Below are 13,591 nucleotides of genomic sequence, written 5' to 3' on the forward strand. Positions count from 1 at the left end.
CCTCTAAAAAGAGGTCGAACCAAAAAGTATAGGCTGGGCTTGCCACTAGCCTATGCTATTATTATATTTTAATGGCAAGAGAAAGGCAAGTTATATGTGAGCAAAAAAAAGAAAATGGGAAGACCAACGGACAATCCCAAAGTTGATTCTTTGAACGTTAGATTAGATAAAGAATCAAGTGAAATATTAATAAAATATGCTGAGAAATTCAACATAACAAGAACTGAAAGTGCAAGGATAGGCATTAAGAAGTTAAAAGAAGATTTATAATAAAAAATACAGTGGTTAAGGTTCAAAGTTAAGCCACTGTATTATGCACAACCTCAATGGATTGTATATATATTATACTTTCCTTGAGGTTTTTAATCAAAGGGAGAGTACAAATGAACAATATAACAATTAATAACAATAGCTTAAAAAGAAAACTATACAATGATAATCCAGTAGTTACATTTAAGGATATAGACTTAGTACATGAAAGAGTATCAGGCACAGCTAGAAGAAATTTCTATAAGAACAAAAAATATTTTATAGAAAATGAAGATTATTTTCTTCTAACTATTGAAAACACTAAATGTACGAATTTCGTACATTCAAATATACCACCTAAAGGTCAATATCTTTTCACCGAAAGCGGCTACCTAATGCTAGTAAAATCTTTTACAGATGATTTAGCATGGCAAGTACAAAGGCAACTTGTCAATTCATATTTTAGATTAAAAGAAGAAGCATATGAGCAATTAGAACTAGAACCATACAAGCTAGAAAAGAAAACCTACAAGGGTAAACCTGTTTTGATTGTAAGAGATTTAGAATATTTAACAGGACAAGGCAAAAATACTTTGAATTGGATCATAAAGACAAATGGTTTAGGTTTTTTGTTGCAAGGCAGGTCTTTAGATGATTTTAAATATGAAAACAACTCTTTTTACAATATGAAATATAGCCTAAACATACTCTTTGAAGATGATGTATATAGGTTAATAAAGAGATATGATGTTAATTCAGATAAGCTAGAAGATATTGATAAGTATTTTGAAACTGATAGCAAGGAAGAGTTGAACCAAGATGTAGACTTATATATTAGGCTTAGAGATTTGAAGAACCTTTATAGGTCTTTAGGACTTTATGAAATAAATAATGACCTAAGAAAGAAAATAACAAGGGTAATATCAGAAGAACTTGTAAGGCTAGGAGTTTTAGATAAACCTAGAGATGATTTTAGTCTAGGTTCAGCCGAAGTTTGGAATATGGAAAGTGAAATAAGTAATCTTAGATTATCACTAAGCAAGGGAAAAGATTTTACGGAAAAACAATTGAAACTTGCAGCAGAATGTAATAATTAAATATAAAAAAATCAAGGGTAGTCATTTAGGCTATCCTTTTTACGTATAAAGAATTAAGAGGAGTAATCCTATGGCAATAAAAATAAAAGGCCTTAAAAAGGCAAATAAAGAGCATAAATGTCTATGCAAGTCTAGCAAAAATACGATAAATGAAGAATCGGCACAATATCCTTTAAGAGACACTTATTTAAGAGTCTTACAGACCGAAGCTAGCATTGTCTTTGATAAGGTTATGAAACAAGCAGTAGATGAAATATATCAAGTATTAACAAGTGACTAAAGGTTGCTTGTTTGTGAAGTGGTAGTTTAATCAGGCAGAATGTCGGTCTCCAAAACCGAAGATATAGGTTCAAATCCTATCCACTTTGCCAAAAAAAATTATAAGGGAGGTTAAGCATGACCCCAAGGGATAAGTACAGGAGAGTTAAGGTTATACTTGACCGATACTTAAAAATAATTAACAAGATAGCTAGAGGTGGTAATATTGACCCAGCTTTAGCTAAAAAACTAGGTATACCCCAAGAATTGCAACCTTTACTAGAAAGGGCACACAAAAGGGGACAATTAGAAGTTAAGTACGAAAACATGAACCTTAATCCAGAAGAGGTTGAAAGGCTTACAAGAGAGATAAGGCCAACTAATAACCCTATATTCAAGCTTACAGAAGAGAGTGTAGAAGATGGCCTTAATTATCAATTAGATAAGTTTAGGCAAAGGGTATCTAGTACTACTATTGATTATCTAAAAAAAGAATTTTCAGTCATAGATGATGTTTTTAAAGATGATAGACCTAGAGATTCATGGCTTGCAAGTGAATTAAGAAAGATAACTAGGGATAGCAAGCAAGATTGGGATATGGTCGTAAAAACCGAGCTAATGAATAGTAAAAATGAGGGTATAGCCCAAGCTATTATAGATGGTAGCAGTCCATATTCTAATAAGGGCTTAGAAACACAGGTATTTAAAAGACCTAGTCCTAATGCTTGTAAACATTGTAGGGAATTATACTTAGAAAAAGATGATAAGACCCCTAAAGTGTTTAGTCTATCAGAATTAATGGCAAACGGCACTAATTATGGCAAAAAGGTAGGAGAGTGGCGACCAGTTATAGGAGTTACCCACCCACATTGTCAATGTATGATTGAGGTACTACCAGATGGAGCAACATTTGATAAAGATGGCAGAATGATTTACGAAAGGAGGTATGAATGACAGAAAAACAGAGATATAAAGTCAATTTCTCTTCTAAGGGCGGTTCATTTAATGCAGACCAGTTTGCACCTAGGATAGAAAGAAGTTACTACAATTATGATCCGCCTATGCAGGATATGTTTGTAACTACTGACTTTAAAGAAAAAGATACAAAGCTATCATTTGATTTATTAAAACAAGTATCTACCAAGGTAGCACCTATAGCAGCGGTAATAAGCACCAGGATAGACCAGGTAGGGGCTTTTACTTCTAGGAGTAAGTACTCTACTAATGGCGTTGGATTTAAGGTTAAATTAAGAGATTCAAGCATAGAGCCTAGCGAAGAACAAGAAAAGACCATTGATAGGCTAGAAAGATTTATTGAAAATTGCGGTAATAATGAGAATCCTAATCGTGATAACTTTGATATTTTTATTAGAAAGATATTAAGGGACTCACTAACTTATGACCAGGTAAACTTTGAACTTGAATATGATATAACAGGGGAATTTTTACAAGCTTTTGAAGCGGTAGACCCTACAACAATAAAACCTACTTTAGAAGATTTTGAGATTGACGAAGCAGCATTGGCAGATGATGTCGATACTAGAGAGGGTGAAGAGTTAGCCTATGTACAAGTTATAGATGGCCAGATTGTAGCAGGTTTTACAGCAGATGAAATGGCCTTTTCAGTAAGAAACCCTAGGACAGATGTATATAGTCAACCTTATGGTCTATCAGAAATAGAGCTAATAGTTAGTCAAGTTACCTCTTACCTTGAAGCCGAAGAATACAATATGAGATTTTTCCAACAAGGGGGAATGACAAAGGGAATCCTTAATATCAAAAATGAAAAAGGAGGACCAGCCCAAGGTGACAGACAGACCCTAGAGTCCTTTAAAAGGCAATGGAGAACACAGGTAACAGGGCAAAAGGGAGCATGGAAGATACCAGTATTTACACTACCAGGGGAATTAGAGTTTATAAATATAGCCCAGTCCGGCGGTGAAATGGTCTTTGAAAAGTGGATAAACTACTTAATCAATATCATTTGTGCTATATACAAGATAGACCCAGCAGAAATAAATTTCCCAAACAATGGGGGCGTAGGCGGTAAAGGTTCAAGTCTTTTTTCAGGTGATAAGGATAAGGTGGATCAATCAAAGGCTAAAGGATTGTTACCGCTTTTACAATACATTGAAAATATAATCAATAGATACATAATATCAAGATTTAATGTAGATGATGAGTACGTATTTGTATTTGATGGTCTAGATAATGAATCAGAATCAGAACAAGTTGACCTAGCAAAAAGAAAAACAGAATCTTACATGACTATTAATGAGGTAAGGACAGATAAGGGCTTGCCAGAGATAGATGGCGGAGATATCATAGCAAATCCTTATTATCTACAAGCTATGCAATTATCACCAGGTGGTGACAGTATGGGCTTTGATTTTGATAGTTATGGAGATGATGAGGAAGATAATCAAGAAGAAAGCCCAGAAGATAATAATGATACAGACCAAGGCGAAGAAGTAACAAGCGATGATTTATTTAGTAAGTCTTTAAAACAAGTTAATATAGAGCTTGAAAAAGAAAAAGTCAGTATTGATGATTTGAAAAAGTCTATATATAGGTCTAAGCTAACACAAGCACGTTAGAAACAATATCTAGCGTGTTTTTTTATGTCTAAAAAGGAGAAAAACAATGGATTCATATAAATTTCAAAAAGCGTGCAAAGAATGGCTAATAAAATACTACAAAGACCACTATAACAAAGTAATAGGGATTGAAGACGTATTTGTCGTATGGTCTTGTAAAACTTTACAAAATAATAAAATTTTAATATCTACAACCATAAACGATGGAGTATATGTAGAGGTTACTTATAACGGAGATAACAAGGAAGCGTACTTTGATATCTATACAAAAGTTAGAAATATAAGGGTATCAGAGCAAAATTTGATTGATGAAAAATGAGGTAGGAAATTATGAAAATAAGATTTAAAGGGTTAGCTAAATTATTTAAAGCTATACCAAACAGAGCGCACTTATTCCCAGTTAAGGTACTAGTTAATGGTAAAAACAAATCTTTTTATGCTATAAGATATAAGACAGGCAATAAAGCTATGGAAATAGTTTTAAAGCAAATGAGAATACCTAACGATAGGGAAGCCTTATTTGACTCAAAAGATGGTAAGGCTAAGAACTTAAGCGAAAAAGATGTATTAGAAATATATAGTAAAGCAGGTAAACCAGGATCATTAAATGAGTTTATCCAGGCTAACTTTAAAAAGCCTATTATTAAGCCTAGGAATAGTAGCATAGTTGACTTAGATAATAAGCAGATGAGTATTGATGATTTAATGCAGGGGAATAAAAAAGAACAAAAACCAGAAAGCGGAATTACAATAACAGGACCGATATATGATGATGACGAAAGACCAACGTATTATATCAATGACAATGGAAATGTTATAGAAACACAGGATTCAAACCTTGTTGAACAGTATAGAAAAAAACAAAAAGAAGTCAATAATCAAGCCGGTACAGACGATAAAGATAACAATCAAAGCAACGATAATGAAGGCGAAGAAAATCTAGGAAAAGAAAATAAAAAACCACAAAATGAAATAACTGACCCTAAACAAATAATTATTGATAAATTGCAGCAAAAAGGTGCATTTATTTGGGAAAAGGGCGGTTATGAAAGGTTGTATTTTAATGAAGTCGGAAAAGAAGTAGCAGATAGGATAGCCAAAGAGGAAGGTATTAGCAAAGAAAGTTCTACTTACAAAGCTCTAGGTTATTTTACAAACAAAATGTATTTAAATTTAAAAGATGGAAAGGTATATATTCCTTCTAATGGAAGCAAAGGTTATAAATTAGAATCTAAATACTCTAAAAAAATTGTCCAATATGTTAAAGAACTGCCAAAAAATATAGACACTACAAGTAACGAAAATGTAAAGCTATTGAGTGCAGAAGGTGAAGAAAAGTTACTTCAAGCTATCGGTGGCAAAGTATGTCGAGGCAACCCTTATAGGGCCTATATTGATCCATTAAAAATGCAGGAATTAGCAATCCCGGAAGACAAAAAAAATCCATGGACTAGTGGGGCTATAAGCAGAAGAAAAACCTTAGAAGATGCCACTATCAATCTAATAACGGGTGAGATAACCCCGAAAAAAATATATGGTGAGAATATAATTCCAAAAGCACAAGAAGTCATAAACAATCTTATATCAGAAATAAAAACGGAAACAGAAGGTAGTAAACCAGAAGAAAATCAAAAAACTCCTGAACAACAAGATAAAGAACTTAAAGATAAAAGAGCTAAACAACAATCTAAAGAAATGCAATTTGAGAGGGAGCTTATAGATGAAGGCGATTATGGAAAGATAAGAAAATTTGGCACAAAGAAAATTATAAGTAAGGGAGAATATCCAAAGGCTAAGAATCTTGATGATTTTGTAAAAAGAACTAAGGCAGTGAAAGATTTTCATCTTGATATAAAAGGTCGTGCAATTCTTGATATGTTTGGCATAGAAGCTCCTTTATTTAACAAAAGAAACGGAAGGCCTTTATCCTTGGACAGATACACTAAAGTAAGTGGATATTGCTCTAAAAATGCTGAAGGCGAAACTCTAGAAATAGCATTAGTTGCTGAAACAGGAGATAATGTAAGAGAGACAAAGACAACAATCCATGAATGTATGCACTCAAAATTAAGAAATAGCATTTCAGAAGCTATGGAAGGGCTTAAATTTAAAAATTATATTGCAGGTGAAAATATAAGAGGTTACATTGAAGAAACAATAGTTGAAATGGCCGGTCAAGGCGTAAGCAATTTAATACATGGCAACGAAACAGATAAACAAAGATGGTCGTATGAAGGAATCGTCGCACGAGCAATACCAGCAATATTAGGAGTCCCGGAGTTTAAAGGCGCAAGAAAGAACGGCTTACATGGTATAGGACAAGAGATTTGTAAAAACTTGATGAGTGGTAACAGAGAATTTATTCAAAATGTAGTAAATAGATACATTGAAAATCCAGAGATAAGTAAATACATTAAAACCCCAATAGAAAACAAATCAGGCGACATGATTGAAAAAAGAATGAAGGCAATAGAAACAAAGGTTTTAGAAAGAACTGATAAGGTAGAGAAAATAAAAAACGATACAAGAAGATCGGGCATTGCTAACCTAGTTGAAGAATTAAAACGTGGTACAATATCATTGGAAGGAGCTCTTAATAGCGAAAAATACAAAGAAATAGCAGCTATATTAATTACAAAATTTCTAGAAGATGAAGACTTAGAAGCACTAGAAGGACTAGCATTATCATTTTAGGAGGTAAATAATGGCAAAAGTTATTAAAAGCATAGATGAAATGATCCAAAGCATATTAGAAGAAGTGGACGGACAAGAAAATTTTGGAGAAATAGCTAGCGCAGTTGAGTATCTAAAATCAGACCTTATAATAGAGGGAGAAAATAGATATAAAAATTGTTATGACTTCCTAGTAGAGCTAGGCGAACAAAAACTAGCAGATAAATATATAAAACCACTAATCTAACATTAACTACAATTAAATAATAAATTTTAAGCACTTATGAGAAATCATAGGTGCTTTTTTTGTGCATATCTTTATAAAGGGCGGGCGGTAGGGAGTAAGTATTTGAGAAAGGAGGATAAAAAAGTGAGGGATATGCAGATATACGTACCTCTAATAGACCTAATTAAAAGTGAACCATCAAAGAAGATGGATTCAAAAACAGGAATTATAGGCAAGATTAGAGGTTTAGCAAGTACACCTGATTTAGATTATCAAGGTGAAAAAGTCGTACAGAAAGGCCTTGATATAAGGTCATTTTTAAAAAATGGATTTCTAAACTTGGATCATGATAACTCTAGGATTGTAGGTTATCCAGATAGCAAGAATACAAAGATCACAAAAGATGGCTTATACCTTGAAGGATATCTATTAGACAATTCAGATGGTAGGCGTTTTTGGGAAACAGCAATAGCCCTACAAAAGTCCGGCACTTCTAGAAGATTAGGTTTTTCTATCGAAGGACAAATTCTCAAAGAAAATGAAAAGGGACAGATACTTAAGGCTAGAGTTACGAACGTGGCGGTAACTAGTACACCATGCAATGCTAATGCAACATGGAATGCAGTAGTAAAAAGCATGACGGCAAATACTACTAGTGCAAGCCCATTACTTAAAGAAAGCCTAGAATGCGGCAAGTTATATTATCAGAAAGCACTTGAAGGTGATAGGGAAGTTTTAGAGTCCTTAAATACCTTTAAAAACAAGCTAAATAAGAGCGATAACGAAGATGATATAAGACTATACCTAATGATGTTTAAAGGCCTATATGGCGAAGATATGGCCAATAAGGCTAGACAAATAATTAATTACAAGGAGTAAGAATGAAAGAAACACTAGGAATTGATGAAAAACTCAATAGACTTCTTAAAAATGTAGGCGCTGACTACTTTAGCAAAAAAGAGGTTGAAGATGAAGATTATGTTTCAGAAGATGAGTTAGAAAAATCAGAAGAAACTGATAATGACGATGAAATAGTTTACGACTTTAGCAATGCTTCTGAAAATGAAGACGGAACAGAAGTTGATGAAACTATAGAAGATGAAGAACTAGAAAAAGCAGAGGAAGACGAAATTGCCGATGAAGAGGTAGAAGAACCTACAGAAGATATGGCAGATGAAGTAGTCGAAGATGAACCAGAACAAGCCCCAGAAGAAGAAGCAGAAGAGGAAGAAGGGGTTGAAGAGGTAGATTATGATGATTTGCTAGGCAGAATCAACGAAGACCTAGGTCTAGATGAAATCAATGTAAGACTAGACGACCTAACAGCTAATATTGAAAAAATTGTAAACTTACTAGAAGTAAATGCAGACAATACGGCAGAGGTAGCTAATAAGAGTGATGAACTAGAAAAATCACTAGCTAGGATAACAAAAAGCATTAATAAGACTAGTAACTTAAGAAAGTCAATAAAGAACGCTAAAACAATAAACAAGTTTGAAGAAGAAAGAAAAACTTATAAAGATTTATCCAAATCTGAAAGAGCAAATATTTTATCAAATGAACTTATAGCAGGACATAGGAATGTAACAGCACTTGATGTTACTAAGGCAGAACAAGGTGCACCACTAAATGAAGCGTGCATAGCAATTATTGAAAAACACATAAAAGAAGAGAGGATTTAATATTATGGCATTTAATTCACTATCACAAAATCAAGTACAAGACCTTTATAAGGCACTAACAACTAATGACTTTGCACAACTTAATGCAGGAGCAACAGGCGGGGCGGCACTTATACCAGAGTCCCTTGAAAACTCACTAAAAACACTAACTTATACAGAAAATCACTTAAAGCTTTGGAAAGATATACCTAAATCCAGAGCTTTTTCTAATGTAGAAGAATACAACGTAGTTGACTCATATGGTGAAGATGTAGCAGCATTCCAACCAGAAGGAATTGCAGGCCTAGATTCAACCTCTAACTATAAAAGAGAATATTCTAAGGTTAAGTGCTTGAATGTTACTAGATCAGTTACAGACCTTATGAGACTAGTGAACACAGTATCTGAACCAGAAGCCCTAGAAACACAAAATGGTATGAAATATGTACTAGGTCAAGCAGAAAGATACCTTTTCTATGGAGATGCAACACTTGCACCAAATGGTGAAGAAGGTCTACAATGGGACGGAATTTTCAAGCAAATTGCAGACCAAAATGTTATGGACTTAAGAGGTAAACACCTAGAAGATACACACATTAATGATGCAGCAACAGCAATCCTAGATAACTATGGAACACCAACCAAGGCTTACCTACCTATGAATGTAGCTAAAAACTTTAGTGAACAATACTATCCAAATCAAAGAGCACTTATGAGTGTAGAAAGCGGAGAGATGGTAGCAGGTACTACAGTAACTAAATTTAATACTCTAGGTGGTACTATAGACCTAACACCAGATGTATTTATGAGAAGGGGTATGGAGGTACTAGATACTAATGCACCAGCTTATGGAAAAGAACCACCAACAGCCCCAACAATAAAAGTTGCAGCAGGTGATGTAGACGCAGAAAATCCAGCACAATTTGGCCAAGGCGGAACATTTAAGTATGCAGTAGTTGCACACTCACACACAGGTAGGTCAGTAGCAGTTGAATCTGAACCAATTGTAATTGCAGCAGGCGATGCAAAGAAAGATGTTAAGCTTACAATCAAAAACTCTGATAGCCAAGTTTACGCACCAGAATATTTTGTAGTCTACAGAACAGAAGACAATGGCAAAAACTACTATGAAATCGGTAGAATCGGTGCTAAGTCTAGAGATAAGTCAGCAGAAACAGTATTTGTAGACAAAAACGAAGTCCTACCAAATACAGGTGAAGCAGTTATCGGACAATTTGATGATTCTTCAATAACCTTTAGACAACTACTACCAGCATTTAAACTATCATATGCAATGATAGCGCCAGTTAAGAAATTTGGAATTTTCCTATATGGTACACCAATTGTATATGCTCCTAAGAGATTTGTAACTATTAAAAATATTAAGATTGACTAGGCTTTTAGCCTAGTTTTTCTTTAAGGAGAAATTATGTTAGTACAAAATTTAAACCTTGCTAATCTAAATGTCTTAATTCAAGGTGATAGATACCTATTCAATGAAAAAGGTATGGCAGAATTAAACACAGAATTAGCTCAGGAGCTTTTAAAGCTTAAAGGCTATAAATTAGTCGAGGAAGATAAAGAAAGCCCAAATAAGGCAGAAAAAGAGCCTAAAGAAGAGACTCTAGCAACAGGAACAGTAGAAGTTTTTGAAGATGGAGAAAAAGACCAAGTAGATTATGAAAATCTATCTAACAAAGAATTAAAAGACCTTATAAAAGAACAAGGCAAGAAAGCCCCAAGCGGAGCAACTAAAGCAGAATTGATTGAAATTCTTAAGGCTTAGAAATAAGAAGGAGGGGGAATATGAGAGAATACTATGACAATATGTATGAAGAAGAGAATCCCTCTTCTGATGATACTTTATACGATGAAAAGCAACCTTTTGCCCTACCCACAGATGCAAGTGCAGAAGCCCTAATCAAGATTAAGGGAATAACTACAGAAGATTTGATAGATAACCATTTTCAGGGTATCGACCTTGCAACTTATGATGGTACACCTTTTTCTAGGACTTTTTTAGTATCAAGTCTTAATTCAGCTATAGACAGGGCGGAGATGATGTTTGATATATGTATAAGTCCTAGAGATATCAAGGGAGAATTACACGACTTTGAAGGTAATAGCCTATTTGATTCTTACCAGTATACACCTTTATATAAAAGGCCAGTAAGAGAAATAAAGTCAATGACTTATCTAATGGGAAATCAAAGAATACTAGAAATACCTAAAAAGTGGATTCAGCTTGATAAGAGAATGGGAGATGTAACAATATTTCCTACCGCAGGTTCAGTAAATTATATCAATCCAGCTATAGGGGCAGCAGTTCCTTATTTTATGACTAGATCATATATGCCGATGGCAGTATCTATAGACTATAGTGCAGGTATGGAGCTTAAGGATATACCTCATAACCTTTTAGATTGGATATATAAGTATGCAGCTATAACAATCTTTGAAGTATGGGGCGACCAAATCATAGGCGCAGGTATTGCATCATCATCTGTTAGTATTGACGGCTTAAGTCAATCTATAGGCACAACACAATCAGCAATGTATGGTGGAGCAAGTGCACGTATTCTAGAGTACAGAAAAGACTTAGAAGAGCTTACACCTATAATCAGAAAACACTTTGCTAGATTTGATTCAGTAGTTTTATAGGGGGTATAGATGGCAGCAGGTGCAAGTTTTATACCAGGAAGTTTTGATGAATTAATAGAAAATCACGGCTATAACGCTACATGGTATCAATCCATAGTTTGTGAGTGCATGAGTGAAGGTCAGCCTAGCCCTCATTGCCCTTATTGTAAAGGGGAGGGCTATAGATATATAAGAAAAAAAGAAATAAAGGTAGTTGCTTCTAGTTTTACAGGAAATCAAGTCTTTAAACTAGAGGGTATATCAGAGCCAGGGAGCGTGTATGTTACACCTCAAAGAGATGTTATCATGGCCTATCATGATAAGCTAGATTTTTTTGAAGTGGAATGTAGGTATTCCCAAGTAGTAAGAGTTAAGGGAAATAGAACAAGTAGTAGTTATAGACCTATAAACAAGGTTGTTTTTGTTATGATTGGCAACATGGTCTATGACGAAAATGTAGATTTTGTAATCAGTAAGGATAAACACCACTTAGAGTGGATAGATGAAGAAAACAAGCCTAAAAATGGGGCTAAAGTTAGTATTCTTTATCTTACAAGCCCTGAATACATGATAAAGGATATGAGTCACGAGTTAAGGTCAGTAAGAGAAAAAAAAGGCAAGGTATCACCAGAAACAGTTGATATGCCAAAACAATATCTAGCAACAAGAATTAACTTTGCTTATGGTAACACAGTTAATGCAAAGAAAGATAAGGAAATAGGCACAGAAGGAGGATATACATATGACTAATATTGATGATGCAATAGATGCTATAGCAAGTGATATGGTAAAAGCCACTTTAGCCTATGCTAGAAGCGAACTTATAAGAGAAGCACAAACTAAGCTTGATTCTACAAGCGCTATATACAAGTCGGCTATATCGGCAGTAACAATGGAAAATCCTTTAAAAGGCCACGTAAAACTAAGTGGAACATTCCCTACTATGCTTGAAAAAGGCTTTAGCAAATTTGACGAAAAAAGAGGATTTGCAAAGTCGCCTAAAAAAGTAAAGATAACTAGACGAGTCAATGGTAGAAACGACCCAGGTTGGTATTTAACTATTCCATTTAGGCACAAAACGGCAGGTAAGGGGGCTTTACCTAGTGCGATATTAAAAGCAGCTAAGGGCTTAGATAATGGCGAATATCTAAGTGAAGCAATAGTAAGCGAGCTAGGATTTAGTCCACAAAGAAGTTTTACAGGCTATAAGTGGAAAAACTCTAAATATGATTATCTACTAAGAACAATTAAGACTTATAAGTCAGGAGCTAAAAGGGGACAATATACAACATTTAGAAGAGTGTCAGACTTATCAGACCCTAAAAGTTGGAATCACCCAGGATTTAAAGGAATTAATATATTCCCTAAAGTATCACAAAAGGCAGAAAAATTTGCTTATGATTATTGGGAGGACAATATATGATCCAACTGATAGATTTATTTGTAAAAAGCAGAATAGAAAAAATACTAAACTATCTAGGTGAGAATCCAAACCTTATAGATAACTACTTTAAGTATGCAAGCAAAGAAACGAACGAGAGCATAAAGAAATTTATAAGTAACTTTGAAATAAAAGTTAGGTCTTCATATCCTAGAGATGATTTATACCTACCGGCTATTATCGTACTTGTAGAAAGTGAACAAGAAGTACCCTATGGCCTAGGCGGTGGTATAGACGAAAACTATATAGGTAAAGATGATAACTACCTAGATTGGGATATAGGAGAAGAACACCCTATACAAGAGAATATACAAATGCAAACTAGCATAAGATGTGAGATATGGAGTGATAACGGAGTTACCACTTCTTTTTTATATGCAATTACAAAGTATGCACTTTTGAGTACTAGAAAGGATTTTGAAAATGAAAACATAATTTTATCTAGCTTACATGGTGGAGATTTAGAGCCAGTACCAGAATATTTTAATCATTTTGTCTACAGGCGAGCATTAAACATTGAATGCGAATATGAATCAAGTTATTTCAGATACGATGAATTTGCAGGAAAGATGGATTCACAATTTAGCATTGGGACAGATGCTAATGACGTATTTATAAACGGGAAAGACTAACTATTAAAAGTCAAGAGGTGAAACAAAGAAAATATAAGTAATGATATTGATAAAAACTGAATAAAAATAAGCATGAAAAAGCACCCTAAAGTTTAAGATTAAAAATAGGGTTAGTAA

16 protein-coding genes and 1 tRNA gene are annotated in these 13,591 nt (G+C 34.1%); all 17 read left to right on the forward strand.

Annotated features, from left to right (window positions below; genetic code table 11):
* Nucleotides 1–96 precede the first annotated feature (96 nt).
* The 17 genes from NH288_RS08605 to NH288_RS08685 all read left to right on the forward strand — a co-directional run bounded on the left by NH288_RS08605 (nt 97) and on the right by NH288_RS08685 (nt 13,474).
* A complete protein-coding gene (locus tag NH288_RS08605) occupies nt 97–270 on the forward strand; it encodes a hypothetical protein (protein WP_265214636.1) in 174 nt (57 codons plus the stop codon).
* A gap of 113 nt (nt 271–383) precedes the next feature.
* Complete coding sequence (locus NH288_RS08610) at nt 384–1,346, forward strand: ORF6N domain-containing protein (protein ID WP_265214637.1); 963 nt, start codon at nt 384–386, stop codon at nt 1,344–1,346.
* A 70-nt stretch (nt 1,347–1,416) separates the two neighbouring features.
* The gene (locus NH288_RS08615; RefSeq protein ID WP_265214638.1) at nt 1,417–1,626 is read left to right on the forward strand and encodes a hypothetical protein; all 210 of its coding nucleotides are present in this window, start codon (nt 1,417–1,419) and stop codon (nt 1,624–1,626) included.
* 15 nt (nt 1,627–1,641) lie between these two features.
* Nucleotides 1,642–1,717 (forward strand) — tRNA-Trp (locus tag NH288_RS08620).
* Between the two features lie 25 nt (nt 1,718–1,742).
* Nucleotides 1,743–2,558 (forward strand): hypothetical protein, encoded by an 816-nt coding sequence (locus tag NH288_RS08625; protein WP_265214639.1) that lies wholly within the window; start codon nt 1,743–1,745, stop codon nt 2,556–2,558.
* Nucleotides 2,555–4,201, forward strand: a complete 1,647-nt coding sequence (locus tag NH288_RS08630) for a phage portal protein (RefSeq protein WP_265214640.1) — start codon at nt 2,555–2,557, stop codon at nt 4,199–4,201. The genes NH288_RS08625 and NH288_RS08630 overlap by 4 nt, the downstream gene beginning before the upstream one ends.
* Nucleotides 4,202–4,247: 46 nt before the next feature.
* Complete coding sequence (locus tag NH288_RS08635) at nt 4,248–4,520, forward strand: DUF6275 family protein (protein ID WP_265214641.1); 273 nt, start codon at nt 4,248–4,250, stop codon at nt 4,518–4,520.
* A gap of 11 nt (nt 4,521–4,531) precedes the next feature.
* Nucleotides 4,532–6,895 (forward strand): hypothetical protein, encoded by a 2,364-nt coding sequence (locus NH288_RS08640; RefSeq protein ID WP_265214643.1) that lies wholly within the window; start codon nt 4,532–4,534, stop codon nt 6,893–6,895.
* A 10-nt stretch (nt 6,896–6,905) separates the two neighbouring features.
* Nucleotides 6,906–7,121: a hypothetical protein gene (locus NH288_RS08645; protein WP_265214645.1), complete on the forward strand. Its 216-nt coding sequence runs from the start codon at nt 6,906–6,908 to the stop codon at nt 7,119–7,121.
* Between the two features lie 132 nt (nt 7,122–7,253).
* On the forward strand, nt 7,254–7,979 hold the full coding sequence (locus NH288_RS08650) for an HK97 family phage prohead protease (RefSeq protein ID WP_265214647.1): 726 nt from the start codon (nt 7,254–7,256) through the stop codon (nt 7,977–7,979).
* A 2-nt stretch (nt 7,980–7,981) separates the two neighbouring features.
* A complete protein-coding gene (locus NH288_RS08655; protein ID WP_265214649.1) occupies nt 7,982–8,782 on the forward strand; it encodes a hypothetical protein in 801 nt (266 codons plus the stop codon).
* A 4-nt stretch (nt 8,783–8,786) separates the two neighbouring features.
* Nucleotides 8,787–10,157 carry a hypothetical protein gene (locus NH288_RS08660; protein WP_265214651.1) on the forward strand — a complete coding sequence of 457 codons (1,371 nt, stop codon included), beginning with the start codon at nt 8,787–8,789 and terminating at the stop codon, nt 10,155–10,157.
* A 33-nt stretch (nt 10,158–10,190) separates the two neighbouring features.
* Nucleotides 10,191–10,547, forward strand: coding sequence for a hypothetical protein (locus tag NH288_RS08665; RefSeq protein WP_265214653.1), 357 nt, complete (start codon nt 10,191–10,193; stop codon nt 10,545–10,547).
* Between the two features lie 20 nt (nt 10,548–10,567).
* Complete coding sequence (locus NH288_RS08670) at nt 10,568–11,422, forward strand: hypothetical protein (protein ID WP_265214654.1); 855 nt, start codon at nt 10,568–10,570, stop codon at nt 11,420–11,422.
* 9 nt (nt 11,423–11,431) lie between these two features.
* On the forward strand, nt 11,432–12,151 hold the full coding sequence (locus tag NH288_RS08675; protein ID WP_265214656.1) for a hypothetical protein: 720 nt from the start codon (nt 11,432–11,434) through the stop codon (nt 12,149–12,151).
* Nucleotides 12,144–12,824, forward strand: a complete 681-nt coding sequence (locus NH288_RS08680; RefSeq protein WP_265214658.1) for a hypothetical protein — start codon at nt 12,144–12,146, stop codon at nt 12,822–12,824. Before NH288_RS08675 ends, NH288_RS08680 begins: the two co-directional genes overlap by 8 nt.
* Entirely contained in the window at nt 12,821–13,474 is a 654-nt protein-coding gene (locus NH288_RS08685) for a hypothetical protein (RefSeq protein WP_265214660.1), read from the forward strand. Before NH288_RS08680 ends, NH288_RS08685 begins: the two co-directional genes overlap by 4 nt.
* Nucleotides 13,475–13,591 lie beyond the last annotated feature (117 nt).

It is taken from the genome of Anaerococcus sp. NML200537 (assembly GCF_026131715.1).
In the GTDB taxonomy this organism is placed as follows: Bacteria; Bacillota; Clostridia; order Tissierellales; family Peptoniphilaceae; genus Anaerococcus; species Anaerococcus kampingae.

Coding starts and splice junctions, on each gene's coding strand:
- NH288_RS08610 (WP_265214637.1), top strand. CDS start 384: ATGAACAATATAACAATTAATAACAATAGCTTAAAAAGAAAACTATAC.
- NH288_RS08670 (WP_265214654.1), top strand. CDS start 10,568: ATGAGAGAATACTATGACAATATGTATGAAGAAGAGAATCCCTCTTCT.
- NH288_RS08680 (WP_265214658.1), top strand. CDS start 12,144: ATGACTAATATTGATGATGCAATAGATGCTATAGCAAGTGATATGGTA.
- NH288_RS08665 (WP_265214653.1), top strand. CDS start 10,191: ATGTTAGTACAAAATTTAAACCTTGCTAATCTAAATGTCTTAATTCAA.
- NH288_RS08675 (WP_265214656.1), top strand. CDS start 11,432: ATGGCAGCAGGTGCAAGTTTTATACCAGGAAGTTTTGATGAATTAATA.
- NH288_RS08660 (WP_265214651.1), top strand. CDS start 8,787: ATGGCATTTAATTCACTATCACAAAATCAAGTACAAGACCTTTATAAG.
- NH288_RS08640 (WP_265214643.1), top strand. CDS start 4,532: ATGAAAATAAGATTTAAAGGGTTAGCTAAATTATTTAAAGCTATACCA.
- NH288_RS08615 (WP_265214638.1), top strand. CDS start 1,417: ATGGCAATAAAAATAAAAGGCCTTAAAAAGGCAAATAAAGAGCATAAA.
- NH288_RS08645 (WP_265214645.1), top strand. CDS start 6,906: ATGGCAAAAGTTATTAAAAGCATAGATGAAATGATCCAAAGCATATTA.
- NH288_RS08655 (WP_265214649.1), top strand. CDS start 7,982: ATGAAAGAAACACTAGGAATTGATGAAAAACTCAATAGACTTCTTAAA.
- NH288_RS08685 (WP_265214660.1), top strand. CDS start 12,821: ATGATCCAACTGATAGATTTATTTGTAAAAAGCAGAATAGAAAAAATA.
- NH288_RS08635 (WP_265214641.1), top strand. CDS start 4,248: ATGGATTCATATAAATTTCAAAAAGCGTGCAAAGAATGGCTAATAAAA.
- NH288_RS08625 (WP_265214639.1), top strand. CDS start 1,743: ATGACCCCAAGGGATAAGTACAGGAGAGTTAAGGTTATACTTGACCGA.
- NH288_RS08650 (WP_265214647.1), top strand. CDS start 7,254: ATGCAGATATACGTACCTCTAATAGACCTAATTAAAAGTGAACCATCA.
- NH288_RS08630 (WP_265214640.1), top strand. CDS start 2,555: ATGACAGAAAAACAGAGATATAAAGTCAATTTCTCTTCTAAGGGCGGT.